Consider the following 21846-nt stretch of genomic DNA (forward strand, 5'->3'; position numbering starts at 1 on the left):
ATAATGCCAACTTTTTGTTGGCCTATCAAGATTTGGCCTATGAATGCTTGGCTATTGGCTAGATGTGGATGCCGCTGATGGCGCCGGTGACCTTGGCCAGGCTGCTGGTGATGCCCGGTCCCATCGAGGTGCTGGCCATGTAGAAGCCGAACAACGCGCAGATCAGGGCGTGCCACGCCTTGACGCCGGACTTCCTGATGATCAGGACGACTCCGAGGGCCAGGAGCAGGACGGGAGCGACGGTCAGCATGGCGGGATTCCTCTCCGGTCAGCGGGACTTGGGGTTGCGGGCGCGGGCGGCGCGGCGCTCGGCTGCGGCCATGGCGGCGGCCGCGGGACCGTCGCATTCGGTGCAGGTGATCGGGGTGCCGGGGATGCGGCCGGTGTCCTCGCAGACCAGGCAGCGCGGGCCGCGCCGGCGGGGCTCCATCCCGTACGCCTTGCGGTACTTGGCCACCGAGGGGATGTCCGGGTACGGCTCTTCCTCTGGCTCCGGCTCGGCCTCGGGAGCGGGGCCGGCCTGCTGGTTCCAGGCCGAGCGCAGCGCCGTGACGGGCGCCTTCGCGGCGTTGGTGACGGCGCGGCGGGCCTTGCGGGTCTCCCGGCGCACGGTGCCTTTGACCTTGGACTTCACGGTGCTCTTGGCGCGCTTGGCTACGTATTTGGCGGCGCCGGCGATGTCGTGGGCGTAGTCGATCGGCGGCGGCGGTTCCTCACCGAATCCGGCCTCCATCACCCAGAACCAGTCGGGGTCGGGGGTGACGAAGCCGTTCAGGCGGGAGTAGGCGGCGAAGTGGTGGCGGTCGACGCGGGGGTCGGCCCACTGATGGCCGGCCGGGCAGGTCACCTGGACCATGCCGTCGCCGGCGGGCTCATCGAGGACCAGGAGCAGGCCGGTGTCGACGGCACAGGCCGGGCAGGCCAGGTCCTGCGTGATCCAGGTGACGCGGAGGGTGTGGGCGGGGTCCTGGACCAGGTAGCGGAAGCGGCGCGTGGTGGTGACGCGGTGGTAGCCGGCGGCGGGGTTCGGGGGGCGGAAGTCGGTGTTCGGCACGGGTCCTCCTCTCGGGGCTCTCAGGGGCGGAACTGGGGTGGAACGGGGGTAGAACCGCAGGTCAGGGGCGTGGAACTGGCTCGGAACCGGGGCTTGGGAGCCGGAACAGTTCCGGTCGGGGGAGAGGGTTCCGGCCCGGTTCCGGGCCGGTTCCCCCTCTCTGACCTGCGGTTCCGTTCCGGTTCGGGCCGTCAGGAGCCGTCGCTTGCCTCTCCGGTGATCAACTTGAGGTCGCGCAGGCGGTACCCACGGCGGCCCTTGGCGTAGGTCTCCAGGCGCCAGCTCTGGCCGGAGGGGGTGAGGACTGCGGTGATCGCGCTGCGCAGCGCGTCGACCCGAGCGGCGGACCGCTCCGTGTCGTCGTCGCCGTCGAACTGGTCCAGGCTCCACCGGTCGGGGTCGACGTCGGCCAGGGCGTCGGCGAGCTCCACGGGGAGCAGGCCGGCCGGGTTCCCGGCCTTGGTGAAGACGTCGCGGATGGTCAGGATCAGCGCGGGAGGCCCGGCCGGGACGGCGGGGCCGGCGGCCTCGCGGCTGCGGGCCATCAGGTCGGCGAGCTTGATGTAGCTGAGGTCGGCGGACTCGGTGTCGATGTCGAGCAGACCGGCCTCCGCGCGCTCCAGGCCGCGGCGCTCCAGCTCGTCGTCGTCGGCGTAGCAGCCGCGGTAAGGGATCGGCTCGGTGTATGCGGCGCCGGCCAGGACGTAGGCCACCGAGGCGTCGTTGATCTGGTCTCCCATGGCGGGCAGCAGCCGGTCCGGCCGCCAGCCTTCGGCCATCGCCCCGGCGCCTGCGATCTGCTGAATGTCGTCCTTGTCGCAGGCGGCCATCACCTGGACCGGGAGTTCCACGACCCAGGTGTTGTCCTTGACCTTCTCCTTGGTGACGCCCTGGCCCGCGATGATGATGGTGACGTCCGACTTCGCCGAGGTGATGGCGAGTTCGGCGAGCATTCCGTCCAGGTCCCACGGGACCGGCCTTCCGCCGTCCTCGATGACGCGGCCCTTGCGGGAGTCGCGGACCAGGGCGGGGAATTCGTCCACCACGATTTTGATGCCGGGCCTTTTGGGGCTGGTCTGCCAGTTCTTGCCCATGCCGAGCGTGCCGAACAGGGCGGGGCGGCCCTTGCCGATGTCCAGTGCCCACGACAGTGCGGCGTGGGCGTCCTCGGCCGTGGTGGCGACGACGTGCATCGCCTGCCGCAGGCCGCTGAATCCCGATCCGGCGCCGCCGGTGTCGATGCCGATGACGATCTGGTCCTCGGTCGCGGTCAGGACATCGAGGATCGCGGCGAGCAGGTTGGACTTGCCGCTGCGGGACTTGCCGACGACGTCGGCGTTGGTCCGGTGCAGCGGCAGCGCCAGCGGCCGGCCGGACATGTCAGCGCCGATCTGCGCGGTGTGGATCTCGCTGGTCTTGATGCTGTGCGGGGCCCGGTAGGGGAGCGGCGGCACGGCCTGCCACGGGTTCGAGCCGGGGATGCGCAGGACGCACTCGTTGCGGGAGGTGGCGGACTGCTGCAGCAGGATGCTGTTGGTGCGCACACCCGGCAGGCAGCCTTCCAGCAGGTCCAGGCCGTCCGCGATGGCCTTCGGCGTCATGCGGGAGAGCCAGACGTGGACCTCGAAGCCCCACGGGTACGGGTCGACGCGCAGTGCGCTGAGCGTCACCTTGAGGTCGTCGGTCAGGGCCTCACGGATCATCGCCTCGAACATGCGCGGCGTCATCCCGGACTCGAATTTCTGCGGGATGCCGGCCTCGATCGCGTCCATCTGGTCTTGCTCCTCATCGGTGAGTTCGACTTTTCGTCCGGTCCACGCCAGGGCACCGAGGTTGAGGGCGAGTGCACCGAGGGCGCCCCACACCCCCTCCAGGCCGAGGGCGACCATGTCGCCGGCGACGAACGGGCCGTAGAGGACCGCGGCCCGGGTGGCCACGACCTTGCGGGCCCGGCCCCGTCCGGCGAGCGCCGCGGTGACGGCGAGGCTGGCCTGCTGCTGCGCGGCCTGCGCGGCGGCCTGCCGGATCTTGCGGTCCTTGAACGCGCGGGCCGCGCTGCGGGCCTGGCGGCTGGCGTCGCGGGTCATCGCGTGCGCCAGCTCCAGGTCGCTGCGGGCCTTGGCGCCCTCCAGGCCGATGACCCAGCGGCGGGCGCGGGCCTCGCCGCGGACCATGCGCGGGCCGAGACCGTGCGGGGTGCGCTGCCGGGCGGCCCACTTGCGGGCGCGGCGGCGGGCCTGCCGGCGGGCGAAGTCGGTGCGGGCCTTGATGCCGCCCGGGGCGCGCAACCGGGGGTCGATCCACGGGCGGTCGCCCTCGGGGTCGTCGTCAACTTTCCACACCGGGGCGGGGATGACCGTGCCCTCCAGCGGCACGGCGGCCGGGGCGGTGGGCTTGGTGAAGTCGACCGGCGCGGGGGCGTCGGCCGGGGTGGCCGGAACCGGGAAGTCGATGACGGTGCCGCCGTCGCTGTGCCGGGTGGTCTCGGTCATGCTGGTCACGCTCCTTCGAGGGGTGGCGCGGGACGGGTCCGGTCGGACGTCGCTTTGGTCGGTTGAGGCCGGCGGCCCCGTCCCGCGTGTGCAGTTGTGGTGGTCAGGCAGCGGTGGCGTAGCCGGAGCAGTCGTTGCACTCGCCGAACCGCTTGGGGATCTCGTACGGCTTCTCGGTCTTGCAGGTGGGGCAGACCCGGCGGGCCGCGGTGGCCTTGCGGACCGCCACCCACTTCGCCGGGGTCATCGGCCGCTTCGGCTTGGCCAGGTCGACCCGGTACAGCGGGCAGAACATGTCCTCGCCCTGGCGGCTCCAGCCGAGCTGTCCCGCCGGGGGCCGACCGCCTTTTCGCAGGCCCATAGCCTTGAGCTGCCGTTCGGTGGCCAGCTCGGTCTTGTCCGGCCCGCACTTCCAGGGCCAGGTCGGGATGCCGAACCGCACGCCTTTCGGGTCGTCGAACCGGACGCTGGTCTTCGGCGGCATCACGCACTCCGCTCGGCCTGGACCAGGTGCAGCCCGGTGCTCTTCTTCGCGGCGTTGAGCCGGTCGTAGGACCAGGACCGCGACGGCTGCACGGCCTTCTTGTCGGTCTCCTTGCGGCGGCGCAGCGTCTCGGCCTGGACGGCCTGCCAGGTCACCTTGCGGTCGGCCCGCAGTTCGTCCGCGGCCCAGTCCTCCAGCGCCTTCTTCTCGGCCGCCGCGGAGTCCGTGGCGGACGCCAGTGCGGTCTCCCGCGCGGCCTTCTTCGCACCCTCCGACAGCGTCCGCTCGGGGCGCGGCGGCCGGGGCTTCCGCGTACGTGCGGGCTTGTCCTCGCGCGCGGGCGCGGACATGGGGACAGACGGCGCGGCCTGCGCGGATGCCGTTTCACGGACACGCTGTGCGGCCCTGTGTAGAGATCGGTTAGCGGGGTGCGTGGGGGGGATTACGCCCCCGTCTGCGGACACCTTCACGGATGCTTTGTGGACGCTCTCGGCCGTCCGGGCGGGCACATTTTCGGTCGCTGCGCCGGAAACCTTGAGTCGGAGGGCGCGGGCCTCGTTGAGCTTCCCGAGGACGTCCGCGAGGCCCTTCTCGGCCTCGGCCCGCAGGCCGAGCAGCTCGGCCGACAGCAGCACCATCAAGTCGGCCGGCAGCGCCTCGGGACCGGCGCCCTCGTGGACCGCGTACGCGCCGTGCCACGCCTCATCCAGCGACAGCCGCTGGCGTCCGGCGATGGCCCGCAGTTGCTTCGCGGTGTGCCACACGTCGGGGTAGAGCTTCTTGCGGTCCTTGGTCGTGCGGCGGTCCTCGCGGCGGGCGAGCCGGTCGGCCTTGAGCTTCGCCTTGACCTCGCGGTGCCGGCCGACCTGGACGAGCTGCCACACCGCGATCGGGATGACCGAGGACGCGGCCAGCACGCTGCCCAGCAGGGTTCCGTACTTGTCGCCGCCGGCGTTGTGACCGTGCTGCCAGTTGATCCACGCGGCGAGGCCGGCGAACAGGTAGACCGCGATCCGGTACGCCCACGGGGAGCGGCCCTGCGCGAGGGCCTTGGCCTCGCCGGCTGTCGCGGCCCATGCGGAGCACTCCAGCATCACCGGCAGGAGCGCGACCAGCAGCGAGCCCTTCCAGCCCATCGCCGTCGGCGCCGTGATGCCGGTGTCGGACAGCGACGCGCTCTGGGAGATCAAGGCGGGGATGATGCTGCACGCCATGACCACCAGCGCGGCCGCCAGGTCCAGGTGCTCGGCCAGCCACTTCGGAGCCGCCTTGACGGCCGCGTTGCGGCGCTCCCGGCGCTCCTTCTGCCGCCGGGTCTTCTCCCGGTCGTGCTCCTTCTTCGCCTGCTGGTCGGCGGCGCGCTTGCGGTCCTCGCGCTCGGCCTTCTCCCGGGCCTTCTGCGCCTGGTCCAGGCGGTCCTGCTCACGCTGCTTCTCGGTGGCCTCCAGCGCCAGGCGCCGGATCTCCATCTGCTGATCGGCCGCCAGGCGCTCGCGCTCGAGGCGGGCCGCATCGGCCGCGCGGCGGTCCTCACGGTCCTGCTCCCGGCGGATGGTACGGAAGTCGGTGGTGGTCATCGGGTACCCCCCGTGGTCGTGGCGGGAAGGTCGGAACCGGGGCCGGCGGCGGGAACCGCATCGAGGATCTGCTCGGCCGCCAGCCAGTCGGAGCCGAGCGGAAGGCCGCCGACCGCCGCGGCCTGCTTCACCTGGTCCAGCAGCACCCGCAGCTCCTGGACGGCGCGATGGGCCAGGGCACCCACGACGGCGGCGGTGTCGACCAGCTCCACGCGGGCGAGCATCTGCTGCTTGCTCTGCTCGATCTGCTCCAAGCGTTCGGCCGTCTGCCGGTCGATCTGCGCGAGCAGGGGCCGCACGTCGGCGTAGGCGGCCGCCAGTTCGGTCTCGGTGATCATCGGGCGCCCCCCTTCCGGGTCGGGGTGGTCGGGGCGTAGCGGATAAGGGCGGCGACGGCGATGATCAGGGAGCCGACCAGCAGGCGGGTGACGAATCCGGCGGTGAGGCCGGCCAGCCACGCGCCGCCGGCGACGGCGAGCGGGAGCTGGAGCCAGCCGAGGTCGGACAGTCCGCGGGCGACGGTGTGCCGGGCGTCGACCAGGGCGTAGACGCCGCGGGAGTCGAGGACGGCGGACACGGCGACCGGCACGGCGAGCACGATGCGCTGCCACCAGGTCGCCTCGAGGCCGAGGGTCCAGGCGTATCCGGCGACGACCATTCCGGCGAGGATCCAGGTGGTGACCACGCTGTGGATCGGCAGCCGGGGTAAGCCCGCCGGGGCGGTGGGGCGGGAGGTTTCGTCGGCGGTGGTCATGCGGCCCGCACCCCCACGAGCACAAGCGCGGCGTGCACGTCCGCGGCCACGGCGCGGATCACCGCGACGGGGGCGGTGCCGGCGGCCCGGTCGGTGTAGGCCGCCATCTCGTCGACCAGCACCCAGGTGACCACCGGGCCGAACACCCGGTCGTAGTGCTCGGTCTCCACGTAGGCCGGCTCGGCCAGGACCTCGCGGTGCAGGGCGGCGACTCGCCGCGCCGTGCTGTCGTCCAGCTCCAGCAACGCGTCCGCGATCCGCTCCAGCCGCGCCGCGCGCTGCTCGGGGGACTCGGTCGGGTACTCCAGCCACTCCACGGCCGGGACTCCGGTCAGCACCTCCAGCGTGGACAGCGTCTCGACCTGCACCAGGCCGGCCGACTGCGAAACGGTCGACTGCGGTGCGATCTGCTCGACTGCGAAGATGGTGTTCACGGGTCGTTCTCCTCTGTGTTGTGACGGCCTGTGCGCGGCTCTCCGGGTCTCTGCCAAGACCACCCGGAGAGCCGTTTTTGGCATGGCGGTGCCCCTGCCGAGCAGGAGCTTTCCTTGCCAGTTGCGCTTACGCCAAACGATTGGCGTATTGCCAGAGTGAACCCATCGACGGCCGCCCGTCAAGCATCGCCAAACGATTGGCGAATCAGTTACGATGATCGTGTGCCGGCACGGGCACAGGCACGACGAAGGGGAGTAACACCCAATGCAGCAACCGCAGAAGCTGGGCTTCCGCGAGATCGCAGCCGCAATCCGCGAGGAGATCCAGAGCGGCCGCTACCCATCGGCATCGGTCCTTCCCACCGAGCCGGAGTTGGCTGCGCGATACAACGCGTCGCGCAGCTTGGTCAACCGCGCCATGGGGCTCTTGGCGGCCGAAGGGCTGGTCCGAGGCAAGCAGGGCCGGGGGACCATGGTCACCTGGCTCCCGCCCATGCTGCACTCGGCCAACCGCTACTCCCGCGCGGCCCGGGAGAACGACGGGGCTCGGGGAGCGTTCGACAACGAGGTACGCGCCCTGGGCCTCGAACCTCAGCACGAGATCGTCGTGGAACACGCCAAGCCGCCGGCAGACGTCGCCGAAGCGCTCGGAGTGTCCAGCGAAGAGGTGACCTGCCTCGTTCGACGCCGACGGCTGCTGGCCAGCGGCATCCCGGTACGGCTCAACGCGTCGTGGTTCCCTCTGGAGATCGCAGCAGAGTCGGTCCTCGAGGAAGCCGGGCCGGTCATCACCGGCGGCATCAAGACCGCGCTGGCGGACCTGGGCTACCCACAGGTTGAGGCCGTCGAGCGGATAATCCCCAGCCGGCTGCCGACAAACTCGGAGGCACAGCTCCTGGAGATCAGCCCCGAGCGCACCGTCACAGAGATCTTCCACGCGGGCCAAACCGCAGATGGCCGAGTCGTTGAGGTGACGACGACGGTCACTCCCGCCCAAAGTCTCGTCATCGAGCACCGCTTCCCACTGACCTAATGCCCGCAGCCGCTGCACCGCGGCCGAGAGGATGCCCATGATTACCGATGCTGTGTCAGAGAAAGCCGCTCGTCTTGCCGAAGGTGGCGACCTCCCGGCCTACGTCTACGACCTGGACGCCCTGCGCTCGCACGCATCGGGCGTCCAGACGGCGCTCTCGCTTCCCGACGCACCAGAGATCTTCTACGCCGCGAAGGCCAACCCCGATGCGCCGATCCTCCGGGCGCTGGCCCCATACGTGGCCGGGATCGAGGTGGCATCCGGCGGGGAGTTGGAGCACGTCCGGTCGATCTTGCCCACCACTCGTCTGGCCTTCGGTGGACCGGGCAAGACCGACCAGGAGCTGGCGCTCGCTCTGGAACTGAATGTCGAACGCATCCATGTCGAGAGCCCCTACGAACTGAAGCGTCTCGCCGAGCTCGCGCGTGCGGTCAGCCAGACGGTCGATGTGATGCTGCGAGTGAACCTCGCGGGAGACCGAGCTGGTGCGGCACTGGCGATGTCCGGCCCCTTCGGCATGGACCCTGACCTCATTGAGGAATGCCGGCCGCTGCTGGCCGATTCACCGCGGATTCGCCTGCGTGGCATCCATGCGCACCTCTCGTCCGGGCTCGACGCGAAAGACCTGGTCAAGCAGTCCTCAGAGGTCCTCAAATGGGGCCGCTCCTGGCTGGACGACACGGCCGTCACGCAACCGGAGTTCAACCTGGGTGGAGGAATGGCCGTCGACTACAACGCCCCCGTCTACACCTTCGATTGGACTGCCTACGGCCGGGACATCGCTGCACTGGCTCGCCCGGGTGAGACCCTGCGCATCGAACCGGGGCGCGCCATGAGCGCCTACGCCGGTTGGTACATCACTCAAGTGCTGGACGTGAAGCGCGCTTACGGAGAGTGGTACGCCGTACTGCGCGGCGGAACCATGCAATTCCGAACCCCGGTTACCAAGCAGCACAACCAACCGTTTGTCATTCTGCCCAGCGCAGGAGAAGGTCCGGAGGTGAACGGCGTACCGGTCACTATGGTCGGCCAACTGTGCACGCCCAAGGACGTTTTCGCACGTCAAGTGCCCGTGGATCGCATCAGCGTCGGCGACGTTATCGCCTTCTCAATGGCTGGCGCGTACGCCTGGAACATCTCTCACCATGACTTCCTGATGCATCCCAAACCCGGATTCCACTACCTCGATTCCAAGGGACCGCAGTAGGAAGGCGTGCAAGTCGGGAACTCTCAGTGCTCGCCGAACGTGCACCGAATGGATCAGGGAGGCGAACAGATGACCGAACGTCAGTTGACCAGTGGCGCTGTCTCATTTGTGACAATCGCCGTGCCGCTGCCTGCCGCGTCCACGACCTCTGGCATTGTGTGTGCTCCGAGTACCCGGTTCGCTGGGGAAGTCAACGGAAGGACCGCGCACATGGTGCGTTTCAGCGTTAACCGCCCATCGCGTTCAACGTCTCCTGAGCGAGGCCCCTGAAATGACCGATGGCCGCCCTGCGTCAACAGGAACGGCCATCAAGTGTCGGCTCCACTGCTACCTGCCCGGCAGTGCTCACTCGGATTGATCCGAGTCCGCGGAGTTGACCAGTCCTTCGACCAGCCCCCGCCCAGTGGAACCGTAGATCAGCGCGGTGACCGCGCCGGGTGTCTCGGACACGAGGCCCGTGTAGTCACCTACCCAGGAGCATAGAGCGACAGGCACCGCACCGCCCACTAGAAGTAGGCATCGCGTGGCCCGCGTCACACTGCACCGCTGATCTGCGGCTCCCTACCGATAGGGACCGTACGTGTCAAACATGCACAACCGCATCGGCGGCCTTCCCGGCCGGCCCGCGGCAGATCCACCTTCACCGGCCCGGCTGGTCACACGCCGCGCCGGATTCGCACTACTACCCGGCATGACCCACTTCTCTGCGCCCGCGACCCACCCCGCCGCCGGATTCTGTCCACAGGCCGGTTCGTCCAGCATCGCGCGCATCGACCACCACGCCCTGACCTCCGCCAGCTCCCGCAGCGTCCAGCTCTTGGCCACGGGGGTGGGCGCATGAAGATGTCCAGCGGCGAGTTCGCCGCAGCCTCGATTGTCCGGGCCTGGGAGCCGCCAGAAGAGGTGGTCGTGCCGTACGCGCTGGCCTACTCGCCCGACCTCCAGCCGGAGGACTACGGGGTGCTGATCCGGCTACTGCTGCGCGACCCGGAGCTGCCGACAGGCGTCGCCGCACTGTCGAAGGAGTTCCAGGCGTCGGGCTGGAAGATGGGCGACAGCCGGCTGCGCGGAGTCATGGCGCGGCTGAAGAAGGCCGGCCACGTCAGCAGGCGGCGCGACGGCTACGACACTGACGCCGGCCGCCCGCGGTGGGCGTTCGTGGTGTACCGCAACCCGGCGAACAACCCGCAGTACGTCGCGCAGGGCATCGCGGCATCGTCGCAGCTCAGCGCGACACGTGGAATTCCAACGCAACCGGCGTCGGGCACTCCGGACGACACGTTGATTTCCAACGTCTATGCAGGTCAGACCGACACGTTGGAAATCCACGCGTCGGATTCCGACGCGTTGGATTCCGACGCGTCGGAATCCAACGTCTATGCAGGTCAGACCGACACGTTGGAAATCCACGCGCATGGCCTCACCCCCCCACACCCCCCCTCCGGAGGAGGAACCTCCTCCCCCCTACCCCCCGTCGACAACGCACGGCCCTCGGATGGGCCGGCTTCGCCGGAGGAGGAGGAGGAGGAGGAGGAGGAGGAGGAGTGCTTCGCACCGGAAGACCTGGCAGCGGCGAAGCGGTTCCTGATGCTGCTGCCCGACCCGTGGACGTGCGGTCGCAGGGACGCCCAACGTCTCGCCCCGCTGCTGCTTGAGGAGATCACCGCGCAGGGCTGGCTGCTCGATGACGACCTGGCCCGCCAGCTCACCCATAACCCGAACGGTGTGAAGAACTACCCGGTGACCCTGGAGAGGAAGCGGATCCCCAACCTGCCACTGCGTGAGGCGATCGGGCGTCGCCTGCCGGCATCGGCGCAGCAAGGTTCTGGTCGTGGTCGGGTTGATGCGCGTGGCCGTGAGCTGTGCCCGGTGCACCCGATCTATTACCGGCACGATTGTGTGGAGTGCGCGATGGCGGTGACTGGCTGATGGCGCCCGACATTCCAGCCCAGTCCTACGACGCTCCCAGCAACGCTTTCGGTGGTGGCCCCGGCCTGGACGACGCGAGGCAGGTGAGGTTCTCGCGGGTACCACCGCAGGACCTCGAGGCGGAGCAGGCGGTGATCGGGGCGCTGCTGCTGTCGGGGAGTCCGTCGCAGGCGTCGCACCGGTTCTTCGCGGAGATCCTGGCCACGGGCATCACCGCGGAGGACTACTACCGGCCGGCACACGCCACGATCCACCGGGCGGCGTGCGATCTGCGCGCGGCGGGTGAGCCGGCCGACGCCATCACGGTGGCCGCAGAGCTCACACGGCGCGGGGAGCTGGCCCGGGTCGGCGGGTCCCCGTACCTGCACGTCTGTGTGGAGGCGGTGCCGGCCGCGGGGAACGGCCCGCACTACGCGGAGATCGTGCGGGCCAAGGCGTACCGGCGGCAGGTGATCGAGTCGGCGCAGCGGATCGTGGAGTTCGCCTACGGCGACGAGGGCGACGGGGACGAGGTCCGCGGCCTGGTCGAGCAGCAGCTGACCGCGATGGTCGCGGGCATCTCGGGCCTGCACGCCGCGCCGCCGGCGGTCGGTGACCTGTTCTGGGACTTCGTCGCGGACCTGGAGGACATCCAGAACGGCCGGAAGGTGGGCCTGACCTACGGGTTCGCCGACCTGGACGCGGTCACCTCCGGGATGCAGCCGGGCAACGTGACAGTCGTGGGTGCGGCCAGCGGCGTGGGCAAGTCCACGTTCGCGCTCAACGCCGCCGTCGCCGCCGCGAAGACCGGCGCCACGGTGATGTTCTCCTCACTGGAGATGTCCGCCACCGAGCTGATGCAGAAGATCGTTGCCGCCGAAGGCAAGGTCGCGCTACATCACCTGACGCACCAAGGCGGCCTGACCGACGACGGGTGGGAGACCGTCCGGCGATTGGGCCCGAAGCTGTTCGCGTCGCTGCCGCTGCGGGTCTACCGACCCGACGGTGCCTCGCTGGGCGACATCGCCGCGGCGGCCCGGGCCTGCGCCCGCGACGGCGGCCTCCAGCTCCTGGTCGTGGACTACCTCCAGCTCGTGGAGGTCACGCAGAACCGCGGCATCACCCGCGAACAGGCCGTCGCGTCCGTCTCGCGCGGCCTGAAGAACCTGTCCGTGGAACTGGACTGCCACGTCATCGCCCTGTCGCAGCTCAACGACGACGGCCTGATGCGCGAGTCCCGTGCGATCAAGAACGACGCATCCGTCGTGATCAAAGTCGAGCGGCCAGACGCCGACGACAAGGAATCGGCGCGCTCCGGCGAGGTCGATCTCGTGATCGAGAAGAACAGGTTCGGACCCACAGCCTGCGTGACGGTGGCCGCGCAACTGCACTTCAGCCGGTTCGTGGACATGGCCCAGACATGAGCACCAGGGAGATCGTGATGGACAGCAAGCAGTTCACCGCGGGCCTCGCCGATCTGCGCGGTGTGCGGGACGACATCAAGGGCCTGCGCCGCGAGCTGGAGCAGGCCGAGCAGGACCGGGACCGGCGCATCAGGCTGCTGGGCTCGTTCGACAAGGCGAAGGCGGACCGGCTGGCCCCGGCCGCCGGGCTGAGCGTGGCCGAGGTTGTGGCCCTGGTGCCCCGGCTCGGTCCGCAGGCCCCGGCCGCCGCGGTGCCGACACCGGCCGCGCCCCCGGTCGCTGCCGTGTCGCAGCCGGTCGGCGCCGTGCCGCCCGACCTGCGCCGCGCTCCCGAGCCGACCGCGGCCGCCGGCACCGAGCTGGCCGCCGCGGTGCCCGCGCCGCCGACCGACGATCCGGCCGAGGCTCCGGTCGACGGCGACGGCCAGGAGCACACCGACGTACCGGAGCAGCCGCCCGCGGCCGCCGCTCCGGCCCCGGCCGCACCTGCCGGTCCGCCGGCGGCCGAGCACCCGCGCGAGCTGCCGTCGATCCCGGCCGGGGAGGCCGGCGACCGGTGGGCGGCCGTCACGGCGAACCTCGCCTCGAAGCACCCGAACTTCACCCAGCAGTCCCGGCAGATGGCGTTCCTCGACACCGACACCGGCGTCCTGGTCCACCGCGACCAGAGCGTGCGCGTCGACCTCGGCACGGGCAGCGCGGGGGAGATCCTGACCGCCGTCTACGCCGTGGTGCCCGCCTCGGTGGAGCGGATCTACATCACCGGCGGCGACCCGTGGCACCGCGATGCCGACCGGTTCCCGTTCCTGCGCGATGCGGTTGCGGCCTGGCTGAACGCGCCGGTCCACGGCGGCTGGTCGGTTGAGTCCTCGAGGGGCCGGGACCGGATGGCCGGGCATCTGGTCCACCACCGCAACCCGGTCGGCCGGTGGCAGCGCGGCGACCAGCACACCGAGATCCGTTCCGCGGGGGAGTGGTTCGATACCGCCGGCGCGGACCCGGCCACCGTTCGGGACGCGTTCGTGTTGCTGTGGAAGGCGCTGCACCGGCACTGGAGCGACGTGGTGCTGATGGGCTCGCCGTCGCAGACCGGCCGGGACCTGTGGTCGCGGACCATCCCCACGAAGGCCGGCTCGCGCTGGGCCGAGGGCGGCTACCCGGTCATGTCGGAGGAGATCCGCGGCCTGCTGCACGCCACAGCCGGGCAGGGCCGCACCGAGCTGGTGGCGCCGCCGCGCGTGCCGGAGCAACTGCCGGGCCTGGCCGAGCTGGACCGCACCTTCGCCTACGCCAAGCACACCTGGGCCTCCGGCGTCGGAGCTCCCCGCCGGGTCACCGCGGCCACCTTCGCCGCGATGTCGGAGAAGGAGCAGACCAACGCGCTGTTCGCGCCGTCGCACTGGCAGATCCGGGTGACCGTGCCGGACGGCTGGAACCACGTCGGGATCCTCCCGGCCCCGGCGGCCGGCGACCGCGCCTGGTACTACCCGGCCGAGGGCGGCCAGCAGTTCGTGACATGGGCTGGCGGGGCCGAGGTCAACCTCGCACTGCGCAACCCCGTCGCGCCGTGGCGGATCGAGATCCTCGACGGCCTGCTGTGGGAATCCGGCACGCCGCTGCGCGACTGGTCGACCAAGCTCAAGGACGCCTGGTCCTCCCTCCAGGCGCTGGCCGGCATCCACGCCGACGAACGGCAGCGCACCGCCGCCCACCTCGCCTCCCGCGCGGTCCGCAGCATCCTGCTCTACGGCATCGGCGGCTTCGCGCAGCGCCCCAGGATCACCACCGCATCGGTGCCGGTCGGCCGCGAGGCCGACATCCCGGCCGGCGCGCAGATCATCGGATCGGACGGGGCGAACATCACCTGGCAGCGCTCCAACGGCTTCTCCCGCGACCCGTACGCACACCCCGAATGGGCCGCCGGCGTGTGGTCCGGCGCGCGGGCCGCGCTGCTGTCGACGCGGATGCGCGAGGACAACGTCTCCGTCGGCGCGCTGCACCTGCCCGCCGGCAGCGTGGTCGCGTTCCGCACCGACGCCATCTACACCACCGCCACCGAGCAGGCCGCGTCCTGGCCATACCACGGGCAGCCGGGGGACTACCTGCTCAAGGGCCTCCTGCGGGGTCCTGTGGCCGCACCGGCGACCGAGGACGATCTGATGGGCCTCCAGGCCGCCGGACGCGCCCAACTGGCTCAGCAGGCCGCACAGGGGGCCGCGCGATGACCCTTAGCAGCACGCACAGCGCGGTGTGGTGGTTCGGCGGCTGGACGTGCGAGCGCTGCGGCGCCTCGGGCGAGGCCGACTGGCCCGACGAATCCGTCCCGCACGCCGACCACGACTGCGACCAGGCCGACACCACCGACGACGACGTCACCTGGTCCGGCGAGTGGACATGCGAGCGGTGCGCAGCCGGCGGCGACGCGCAGTGGACCGACACCGAGTCGACCTACGCCGACCACACCTGCGACGACGAACCCACCGGTCCCGTCGACGGCGGCGACCAGGACGACGACCAGGAGGTGGCCGCATGACGCCGCGCAGGCGCCGGGGAACCGGCGGCCGCGGTGGCCGGCCGCAGCTGAACGAAGCGGCGCGGCTCACCCAGCAGCTGCTCGACGCCGGGTTCACCAAGAAGGACGTCGGCGACATCATCGGCCGCGACCCCTCGCTGGTCTCGCAGTTCTTCACCAAGGGCAAAGGCGCCTCCTACGTGGAGGGCCTGCGCCAGGCCGTGCAGGAGTTCCAGGTGGGCGAGGCCACCACCGTCGACCAGCTCAAGGCCATCGCCCGCCCGAACGTGCAGCGCCGCACCACCCGTTCGGGGAAGAAGGCGCGGGTGCGCACCAAGGACGTCGTCGCCACACCCGGGCAGTCGACGTTCGCCCGTGCCGCCAAGCAGCACATCGCCTCGGGAGCCTCCCGGCTGCGGCCGGTGGTGGAAGGCACCGCCGCCGCGCCGGGCGGGCGGATCGCGTTCACGGTGCGGGCGAAGAAGGGCGCGTTCCTCATCGACTCCGGCCGCCGCAAGGACTCGCCCGGCATCCGCCGCGGCGTCGTCCAGCGCCGCGACGGCACCGAGGAACGCGCCTACGGCAACTCGGCCGGTCCAGGGATGGGTGAGGCCGGGTTCGACGCGGCCGAGTGGAAGACCCGGGTCGACGCCGCCGGCGGCGACGTCTCGGCTGCGGTGCGCGGCTGGATGGTCGAGACCGGCCGCCTGGCCCCGGACGCCAGTCTCACCCACCTCGAAGTCCGCGGCTGGACGCCGCAGGACTGAAACGGTCCTCGAGTTCTCGCCGGCGCGGGCCGTACGTCAACCGGATGACGTACGGCCCGCGCCGCTTCACGTACCGCCCGACCGCCGGGCGATCAGTCCTCTGCGTTTTTCTCCAGCCCGGCGTCGATCACGAGCTGGGGGATCCCGCCGGAGGACGAATCGGGGTCGATCCCGTCGACCAGTTCCGAGAGCAGGACATACACCCGGTCCGCCATCGCGTACCGCTGGATGTCGGTGCTGAAGTGGTTGCGACCCACGGCCACGATGGCCCGCGTGATCGTCAAGACCGCCACCAGGTGCCGCCCGGAAAGGGTGACGGTCACCGTGCCGTCCTTCCCGCGCTCGACACGATTGGCGGGGAAGTGCTGCATTTCCACCAGCCCGTAGAAGGGGATCTTGTAACCGACCGGAGGGAAGACCGCGAGGTCTACGAACTTCCAGGTGTCCTCGTGGCACACGATCTGCATGGAAGAGACGCCGGCGGCCTTGTTCAGGCGCCCCCGATGGAGGTCCTCGAACTCCTGCTTCTTCCGCAGGAGCTCGGCCTCTTCCTTGCGGCGCTCTTCCCGTAGCTCAGCGGATATCTCCCGCCCCTGCTTCCACCACTCCACTAACCCTTTGACCGGATTCACAAGGCTCCTCACAGCCGTCCCAGCGCGCCGACCGAGGGGGCGGCCTGTCGCCGCACCCAGCCTGGTTCCCTGCCCAACTCGGCATCCGTCCATCCGCGTTCACGCGCCGGAGCGTCACCGACTAGTTGCTGACGGGCACCGACAAGGGCTCTACTGTGAGGCCCAGCCATCCCGGCCGGGACGACGGGACCAACCGAGGCGGAGACTGCATGGCAGCCAAGAGCAGCCTGACGCTGTTGTCGAAGAACCACCGAATACGCTTGGAAAAGGCCGCCGGAGTGACCACGGTCAACCTGGTATGCACCGTGCTGACCTGGGAAAAGCTTCGCAGCCAGGCAATTATGCAGTTCGGCTCAGTGCTTCCGAGCGCCCCGACCGGTCAGGAGAGCAACGCGCTGATTCGGATCCCGCTCACCGGTCCGCAGTTGGCGCAACTGATGCAGCAGGCGCTCAAGGGAAGCATCCCCTTCCCGCCCAACTTCAACGCTCACCCCGCCAGCGAACGCGCTTTGTTCCAGCGCGCTTACGACGTAATCGCCGAAGTCACCGATGAACTCGATCTGGCCAACCCCGACGGCAAGCCCGTGCGCGACATCGTCATCGACAGCCGGCACGGAACAGGCTGAGCAGCCGGCCCGCACGTGGCTCGTGGAACGCCATAAATGGTCGTGGAACGGGGCCTATCAGGCGGCGTGGAACAGTTCCACGGTGCTGTGGAACTCGGGACTGCCCGAGGAACGCGAAGCGGCGCCCCACCTCCGGGAGGTGGGGCGCCGCCTGTCGCTGCCGTGTGGCACCCTGGTCGCGGTACTGGCCCGGGCGGGCCGCCGCAAGGGTAGTGCGGCGGGTCGCGCGGGCCGCGCCGTACCAGGGCCGGCCGTCAGCCGATGGCCACGGTCATCATCGCCGTGGCCAGCGCGATGCCCAGCGTAGAGATCCCGAGCACTGCGGCCTCGCGGCCGACGATCTTCTTCGCCGCGACCTGCACGGCCAGCATCCCGACGAACACGACCGCCGCGTGCTGCTGCTTCTTCGTCACCTTCCCTCACCTCCTTCCGCGTTCGGATGCGGACAGATCCGCGGATCGTCCCACGGGGGTACGACAACGGCCCTGGGCGCCGGCGGCGGCCAGGAGCTGGCGGCCGCCGGCCCGGCCCGGCGGCGGCAGGGCGCCGCGCGTAACTCACCGCCGGGCCTCAGCCCGGAGCCTGCCGCCCCGTAACGGACGCGGCCCGCGCTCGTTGGCACCACAGACCCCCACGATGAAGTCCCGGTGCCGCTCAACCCCCACGGCGGCCCGGGGCTTCGTGCTCTCGCCGACGGGCCTGGCCCGCGGCCGGCGACGTGCACAATGGAAGGGACCGCGACGCAGTAACCGCAACGGCACCCGGCGCGGCAGCAGTTCGAGCAGCAGGCCGGGACCGTGCAGCAACTGCAGCAACGGCGGCAGCACCGGGCTGGTAGTGATGTCGCCCGCCGCCCGGTCCGCCGGTACCCACGGCTCCCCCCGCCGCTACACCCATCGCTGCACCCATGGGTATACCCGACAGGATCACCCCCCTTCCCGGTGTTTCCGCAGTTCAGACCCCTTGACCGGACATCACTGAAAGTCCCGACAACCCTCTTGCCTCCCACCCCCGCTGCACCCATGGAAAAGAGACGGGTGCGGCTGGGTGGTGGGCCGGCGCGAGGGTTCACGGGGCCGGTTTCTGCCTCCGGCGGGCCCTGCGCGGGCCGCGTGGCCGCCGCTGCTGCGTCGGCCGGTGGAAAGGGCCGGGGCCTGGTTGTCGGCCCGGCAGGCGACCATGGAGAGCCTCTACAGCAGCAGCGCGCGGGGAGGCGGGACATGACCGAGGCAACAGCAGCACAGCCAGCAGCAGAAGCAATGGAGCCAGCGACACCGACGAAGAAGCGGACGCGCTCCACGATCAGGGACCAAGAGGCGGCGCTGCGGGTGCTGGGTGTGCTGAAGGTGGCGACCGCCACCCAGATACAAGCCCTGGAGCGCCCGCACCTGGCGGACAACAAACCGGTCCGCAATGCTCTGCTGGACTTGGCGCTCAAGGACGAAGTCGAGTCCGAGGGCAGCACGGCGGGCCCCTCGGGGCGGTTCGGTGCGCCGGACCGGACCGGGGAGCCATCGCAGAAGCTCTGGGTTCTCAAGCCCAAGGGGCTGGACGCGGCCGCGCGACTGCTGAAGCGCAAGCCGGAAGAGATGGGCGGCCGGGCCCGGGGCGCGGGCCGTGGCGGGGCGCCGCACGCGATGGCAGTCAACGCCACGGTCGTCGCTTTCACCCGGGGTGGCGTCGGCGACATCACCTCCTGGCGGACCGAGGTCCCGCACGCGCTCGCCAGCTCGGGCAAGCAGAACGTGCGACCGGACGCGGTGCTGCGTGCCTCGGAGGCCGGGGTGCCGCTGCTGATGGTGGAAGTCGACCTGAACACCGAACCGGTCGAACGCCTTGCCGACAAGCTCGCCGCCTACGCCGCGCTCTACCGGCGCCGCGTCCACGACCCGGCTGCGCCGGGCGACTGGGTGGCGCGCAAGACGTCCGGGGCCGGCCTGGTGCCGTACTGGGAGACGCTCTACCCCGACACCGGCCTGACTGGCTGGCCGCCGCTGGCGTTCGTCTTCACCGGCCGAGGTGGGCCGCGGGCGTTGGCCAACCGGATGCAGGCCGTGGCCGACCTGTCCCGTGAGCACTGGGCAGCCGACGAACACCGCGACCGCACGGGCGACTTCTACCTCGACTTCACCGGCAAGGTCCCGCTGGTGCTCACCACCCTGGAGCGGTTGCAGCAGCACGGCCCGCACGGACCAGTCTGGCAGCGCGTCGCGCAGCACCGCGAAGGATTTGAGCCGCTGCTCCAGGCGCTCGCCGACCCGGACACCCACACGCTCGCGGCCTACTGGCAGCGCAAGGAGCAGCGGGACGCCGAAGCCCGGGAGCGTGAGGAAGCCGAGCGTGCAGAGGCCCGTGCGGAGTTGCAGCGCATGTGGGACGACGACGAAGACGAGGACGAACCGGAAGAAGTGCTGTGCGCGAATCCCAACTGCGAGATGGCGCTGGACGAGCAGCCGGACGAGAACGACGTGGACCGCATCCCCATTCCGATCCCGCCCGAAGACGGGACCTACTGCTGGATGCACCGCGTAGAACGGGAATGGTCCAAGCCCGGGATGCGCGGCGCGTTGCGCAGGATGTGGAACCAACCGAGCCACCAGCGCTGAGTGTCACGCTCGGTGTAACGCTGACTGTCACGCCGGGGGCTCGGCCGCGACACCGCGCATCACCGCAGCCCGCCAGATGTGCCCGGCCGGAGTCACCTGCGCGGCCAACTGCTCGTACTCGGCCAGCGCCGCGTCGTCATGGGGATAGCGGAACGGCTTGGTCGGCAGCATGTCCGGGTGCTCATCCCGCCAGTCCCGGAGCTTACCGATGGCGTCCTCGCTGGTGTGCCAACACGCCGACAGCACCTGGTTCACCAGGGCGGCCGGGAGCCGCACCGTCACCCGCTCCGGCCACCCGCCGTCCCGCGTCCCGGGCCACCGGCCCGGGTTCCGCGCCTGCGCCGGCAACGGCGGCCACTCCTGATCCCAGCCGCGCGCCGCCAGCTCGGCCCGCACGCCGAACGCCACCAGGACGTCCAGGGTGTCGGCCAGCTCGCCCGTCTCGCGCAGGTGCGCCCGGTACATCGCCCACTGCGCCCGTTTCGCCGCAGCCTCCCGGCCCGGCAGCCCGTCCCAGTCCCAGCGCGACGTCGCCGACAGCGCCCGCGCCCTGGCCCGCTCGGCCTTGAACAGCGGCCGCATGTCGGCGAGCAGCTGCTTGGTGCCGAATGCCACCCGGGCGGTGACGGGAGTGGTGCCTGCCTCGGTCATGCCGCACATCATCCCGTCCCGCCCGCACCGTCCGCTGCCGGATCACCCGGCGAGGCGGCCGGTTCGGGCGGGGCCGGCCCCGCCGCCGATGACGGCTCCCGCTCCAACGGACTGGCCGTAGGCGGCAGCCGGGCGAGCAGCGCCACCACACGCTCGGGATCGTCCTGCCCGATTCGGCTCAGCGCCTGGTTCCCGATCTGCTCCCGATCCCGCCGGGGCTTGTCGGCACGCCAGCGCACCGCGATGTCGGCCAGGCCCGGCAGGACGGTGAGGACCGAGCACAGCACCAGTGCGGCCAGCGCGTAGAGCGCGTTGTGCTCGAACAAGGCGGTGGCACCTGCGGGCAGTGCGGTGATGGCGGCCTGGAGGGTACGGGAGGGCATCGGAGGCTCCTTGGTGAGCGGGCGGTGTAGGCGAGAGGGGCGGCGGGGGAGTCGGACGGTAGAGAGCGCGGTAGTTAGCCGCGCAACCCTGGTAGCGGGCGAAGCGGATCGTCGTAGAACACGGCGATGTGACAGGGCCAGGTGGGTGTGGCGATGGCCTGAACCTCGGGAGGCTCAGGCCATGGACTTGCTTGTGTCGCGGGGTGATGTCGGTACTCGGGGTGAGGCGGCGTAGGGGGCGTGCGCTTGTCCCGCACATTCGTGGCCGGGCCGACAGTCCGTCAAAGGGCCTCTGAGCTGGGCGGAAGCGGTGGGCGGGTACTGCTCCGCGGCCTAGCGAAGTGGCCGGAAACCGGGCGAATTTCGGCCCAAAACTGATCAGGCAGGTGTCGGTCGGCAGGTGAGCACAGGCTTGAACTAGTGAGTCAACTGCCGCGCCTGCCCCGCCCCGCCTGCTCTGCCGTCTGGGCTGAGCCGGGTGTTTCTGGTTTGCAAGCCGGGACGTGGCTGGTGCCGGTCTGGTGCAGGGGCGGTGTCGGGGTGGGTGTGGGCCGGGTGGCCGACCTTCGGGCACGGCCCGCTGGAGAGGCCCGCAGGGCCTCGGTCGGGTGCTCCCGCGAGGCGCCTCCCAGACCGGCCCTGAATTACTCGGCTCCTATTCCACCAAGAATCCGAACCTGAAATGCCGTCAGGTTCGGCCCTTCACGTGCCAAACCGTGGCACCTTCATGTATCGCCGTAGGCGATTAGCGCTCCCCGGAGCGGGGCCTATGACTGAGTCCAGAAACCAGCGGCTCACCGGAAATGACGCACACCGCACGCACCCGCTAAGCTCAATCCACGGAGCACGCCCATAAGGACCGGCCGCACCCACCCGTAAACCACACCACCGGGACACCCCGCATAACGGGCCGAAGGCCCGCACTCGAACTTCCCGCACTCACCATCGGCCGGTCCGCAGGACCGCGCCCCCCAACACTTGAAACACCCTCACAACCCCACTCAATAGGGTGTTTGCGGTTTGCAAACCATCCCGAACCCCGGCCACAACAAGGCCCCGACAGGGGCTGGCCACCACCCCACCCACCAGCCGCCAACGGCGGCAAAACCCCAACCCAACAATTCCCCGAAGGGGAATCCAATTCGTCCCGAAGGGGCGAAAAGCAATCACCACACATCACTCAAGAATTCCCGAAGGGAATTCAAAGACGCCAACCAAGAGCCCCGAAGGGGCTCGACAGAACCACCACGAATTCCCCGAAGGGGAATTCAGGTCTGCGAGGAATTCCGAAAGGAATTCCTT

General features: G+C 70.3%; 21 protein-coding genes. 9 read left to right on the forward strand and 12 right to left on the reverse strand.

Annotation, left to right across the window (positions count from 1 at the left end):
* Positions 1-58: 58 nt before the first annotated feature.
* The 8 genes from ACQPW6_RS38680 to ACQPW6_RS38715 all read right to left on the reverse strand — a co-directional run bounded on the left by ACQPW6_RS38680 (position 59) and on the right by ACQPW6_RS38715 (position 6795).
* Positions 59-250, reverse strand: a complete 192-nt coding sequence (locus ACQPW6_RS38680) for a hypothetical protein (RefSeq protein ID WP_433894832.1) — start codon at positions 248-250, stop codon at positions 59-61.
* Between the two features lie 18 nt (positions 251-268).
* Positions 269-1054 (reverse strand): hypothetical protein, encoded by a 786-nt coding sequence (locus ACQPW6_RS38685; RefSeq protein ID WP_433894833.1) that lies wholly within the window; start codon positions 1052-1054, stop codon positions 269-271.
* A 191-nt stretch (positions 1055-1245) separates the two neighbouring features.
* Positions 1246-3546, reverse strand: a complete 2301-nt coding sequence (locus ACQPW6_RS38690; RefSeq protein ID WP_433894834.1) for a hypothetical protein — start codon at positions 3544-3546, stop codon at positions 1246-1248.
* Between the two features lie 103 nt (positions 3547-3649).
* Complete coding sequence (locus tag ACQPW6_RS38695) at positions 3650-4030, reverse strand: RRQRL motif-containing zinc-binding protein (protein WP_433894835.1); 381 nt, start codon at positions 4028-4030, stop codon at positions 3650-3652.
* Positions 4030-5607 (reverse strand): hypothetical protein, encoded by a 1578-nt coding sequence (locus tag ACQPW6_RS38700; protein ID WP_433894836.1) that lies wholly within the window; start codon positions 5605-5607, stop codon positions 4030-4032. The genes ACQPW6_RS38695 and ACQPW6_RS38700 overlap by 1 nt, the downstream gene beginning before the upstream one ends.
* Positions 5604-5945, reverse strand: a complete 342-nt coding sequence (locus ACQPW6_RS38705; protein WP_433894837.1) for a hypothetical protein — start codon at positions 5943-5945, stop codon at positions 5604-5606. Before ACQPW6_RS38705 ends, ACQPW6_RS38700 begins: the two co-directional genes overlap by 4 nt.
* Entirely contained in the window at positions 5942-6361 is a 420-nt protein-coding gene (locus ACQPW6_RS38710) for a hypothetical protein (RefSeq protein WP_433894838.1), read from the reverse strand. The genes ACQPW6_RS38705 and ACQPW6_RS38710 overlap by 4 nt, the downstream gene beginning before the upstream one ends.
* The gene (locus ACQPW6_RS38715) at positions 6358-6795 is read right to left on the reverse strand and encodes a hypothetical protein (RefSeq protein ID WP_433894839.1); all 438 of its coding nucleotides are present in this window, start codon (positions 6793-6795) and stop codon (positions 6358-6360) included. Before ACQPW6_RS38715 ends, ACQPW6_RS38710 begins: the two co-directional genes overlap by 4 nt.
* A gap of 265 nt (positions 6796-7060) precedes the next feature.
* On the opposite strand from ACQPW6_RS38715, the gene ACQPW6_RS38720 reads away from it, so the two are divergent.
* The 7 genes from ACQPW6_RS38720 (at position 7061) to ACQPW6_RS38750 (ending at position 15646) form a co-directional block, all read left to right on the forward strand.
* Positions 7061-7828 (forward strand): GntR family transcriptional regulator, encoded by a 768-nt coding sequence (locus ACQPW6_RS38720; protein ID WP_433894840.1) that lies wholly within the window; start codon positions 7061-7063, stop codon positions 7826-7828.
* Between the two features lie 37 nt (positions 7829-7865).
* Positions 7866-9035, forward strand: coding sequence for a type III PLP-dependent enzyme (locus ACQPW6_RS38725; RefSeq protein WP_433894841.1), 1170 nt, complete (start codon positions 7866-7868; stop codon positions 9033-9035).
* 837 nt (positions 9036-9872) lie between these two features.
* Positions 9873-10964 carry a hypothetical protein gene (locus ACQPW6_RS38730; protein WP_433894842.1) on the forward strand — a complete coding sequence of 364 codons (1092 nt, stop codon included), beginning with the start codon at positions 9873-9875 and terminating at the stop codon, positions 10962-10964.
* On the forward strand, positions 10940-12367 hold the full coding sequence (locus ACQPW6_RS38735; RefSeq protein WP_433894843.1) for a replicative DNA helicase: 1428 nt from the start codon (positions 10940-10942) through the stop codon (positions 12365-12367). Before ACQPW6_RS38730 ends, ACQPW6_RS38735 begins: the two co-directional genes overlap by 25 nt.
* A 17-nt stretch (positions 12368-12384) precedes the next feature.
* Entirely contained in the window at positions 12385-14592 is a 2208-nt protein-coding gene (locus ACQPW6_RS38740) for a Mucin-19 (RefSeq protein WP_433894852.1), read from the forward strand.
* A complete protein-coding gene (locus ACQPW6_RS38745; RefSeq protein ID WP_433894844.1) occupies positions 14589-14900 on the forward strand; it encodes a hypothetical protein in 312 nt (103 codons plus the stop codon). Before ACQPW6_RS38740 ends, ACQPW6_RS38745 begins: the two co-directional genes overlap by 4 nt.
* Positions 14897-15646, forward strand: a complete 750-nt coding sequence (locus tag ACQPW6_RS38750) for a hypothetical protein (protein WP_433894845.1) — start codon at positions 14897-14899, stop codon at positions 15644-15646. The genes ACQPW6_RS38745 and ACQPW6_RS38750 overlap by 4 nt, the downstream gene beginning before the upstream one ends.
* A gap of 92 nt (positions 15647-15738) precedes the next feature.
* Here the strand turns inward: ACQPW6_RS38750 and ACQPW6_RS38755 are convergent, their stop codons facing one another.
* Positions 15739-16278 carry a hypothetical protein gene (locus ACQPW6_RS38755; RefSeq protein ID WP_433894846.1) on the reverse strand — a complete coding sequence of 180 codons (540 nt, stop codon included), beginning with the start codon at positions 16276-16278 and terminating at the stop codon, positions 15739-15741.
* A gap of 209 nt (positions 16279-16487) precedes the next feature.
* On the opposite strand from ACQPW6_RS38755, the gene ACQPW6_RS38760 reads away from it, so the two are divergent.
* Positions 16488-16904, forward strand: a complete 417-nt coding sequence (locus ACQPW6_RS38760) for a hypothetical protein (RefSeq protein ID WP_433894847.1) — start codon at positions 16488-16490, stop codon at positions 16902-16904.
* Positions 16905-17158: 254 nt separating this feature from the next.
* Here the strand turns inward: ACQPW6_RS38760 and ACQPW6_RS38765 are convergent, their stop codons facing one another.
* Positions 17159-17317, reverse strand: a complete 159-nt coding sequence (locus ACQPW6_RS38765; protein WP_433894848.1) for a hypothetical protein — start codon at positions 17315-17317, stop codon at positions 17159-17161.
* An 807-nt stretch (positions 17318-18124) separates the two neighbouring features.
* On the opposite strand from ACQPW6_RS38765, the gene ACQPW6_RS38770 reads away from it, so the two are divergent.
* On the forward strand, positions 18125-19510 hold the full coding sequence (locus ACQPW6_RS38770; RefSeq protein ID WP_433894849.1) for a replication-relaxation family protein: 1386 nt from the start codon (positions 18125-18127) through the stop codon (positions 19508-19510).
* Between the two features lie 27 nt (positions 19511-19537).
* Here ACQPW6_RS38770 and ACQPW6_RS38775 read toward each other — a convergent pair whose 3' ends face one another.
* Both ACQPW6_RS38775 and ACQPW6_RS38780 read right to left on the reverse strand, forming a co-directional pair.
* Positions 19538-20161, reverse strand: coding sequence for a hypothetical protein (locus ACQPW6_RS38775; RefSeq protein WP_433894850.1), 624 nt, complete (start codon positions 20159-20161; stop codon positions 19538-19540).
* A gap of 8 nt (positions 20162-20169) precedes the next feature.
* Entirely contained in the window at positions 20170-20544 is a 375-nt protein-coding gene (locus ACQPW6_RS38780; protein ID WP_433894851.1) for a hypothetical protein, read from the reverse strand.
* Positions 20545-21846 lie beyond the last annotated feature (1302 nt).

Origin of the sequence: Streptomyces sp. CA-111067 (assembly GCF_050956065.1) — a bacterium.
In the GTDB taxonomy this organism is placed as follows: Bacteria; Actinomycetota; Actinomycetes; order Streptomycetales; family Streptomycetaceae; genus Actinacidiphila.

Bases quoted from the DNA above. Each gene is read 5' to 3' on its own strand.
- ACQPW6_RS38720 (WP_433894840.1), top strand. From the start codon at position 7,061: ATGCAGCAACCGCAGAAGCTGGGCTTCCGCGAGATCGCAGCCGCAATC.
- ACQPW6_RS38770 (WP_433894849.1), top strand. From the start codon at position 18,125: ATGACCGAGGCAACAGCAGCACAGCCAGCAGCAGAAGCAATGGAGCCA.
- ACQPW6_RS38700 (WP_433894836.1), bottom strand. From the start codon at position 5,607: ATGACCACCACCGACTTCCGTACCATCCGCCGGGAGCAGGACCGTGAG.
- ACQPW6_RS38775 (WP_433894850.1), bottom strand. From the start codon at position 20,161: ATGACCGAGGCAGGCACCACTCCCGTCACCGCCCGGGTGGCATTCGGC.
- ACQPW6_RS38710 (WP_433894838.1), bottom strand. From the start codon at position 6,361: ATGACCACCGCCGACGAAACCTCCCGCCCCACCGCCCCGGCGGGCTTA.
- ACQPW6_RS38690 (WP_433894834.1), bottom strand. From the start codon at position 3,546: ATGACCGAGACCACCCGGCACAGCGACGGCGGCACCGTCATCGACTTC.
- ACQPW6_RS38750 (WP_433894845.1), top strand. From the start codon at position 14,897: ATGACGCCGCGCAGGCGCCGGGGAACCGGCGGCCGCGGTGGCCGGCCG.
- ACQPW6_RS38695 (WP_433894835.1), bottom strand. From the start codon at position 4,030: ATGCCGCCGAAGACCAGCGTCCGGTTCGACGACCCGAAAGGCGTGCGG.
- ACQPW6_RS38780 (WP_433894851.1), bottom strand. From the start codon at position 20,544: ATGCCCTCCCGTACCCTCCAGGCCGCCATCACCGCACTGCCCGCAGGT.
- ACQPW6_RS38760 (WP_433894847.1), top strand. From the start codon at position 16,488: ATGGCAGCCAAGAGCAGCCTGACGCTGTTGTCGAAGAACCACCGAATA.
- ACQPW6_RS38705 (WP_433894837.1), bottom strand. From the start codon at position 5,945: ATGATCACCGAGACCGAACTGGCGGCCGCCTACGCCGACGTGCGGCCC.
- ACQPW6_RS38730 (WP_433894842.1), top strand. From the start codon at position 9,873: ATGAAGATGTCCAGCGGCGAGTTCGCCGCAGCCTCGATTGTCCGGGCC.
- ACQPW6_RS38725 (WP_433894841.1), top strand. From the start codon at position 7,866: ATGATTACCGATGCTGTGTCAGAGAAAGCCGCTCGTCTTGCCGAAGGT.
- ACQPW6_RS38745 (WP_433894844.1), top strand. From the start codon at position 14,589: ATGACCCTTAGCAGCACGCACAGCGCGGTGTGGTGGTTCGGCGGCTGG.
- ACQPW6_RS38740 (WP_433894852.1), top strand. From the start codon at position 12,385: ATGGACAGCAAGCAGTTCACCGCGGGCCTCGCCGATCTGCGCGGTGTG.
- ACQPW6_RS38680 (WP_433894832.1), bottom strand. From the start codon at position 250: ATGCTGACCGTCGCTCCCGTCCTGCTCCTGGCCCTCGGAGTCGTCCTG.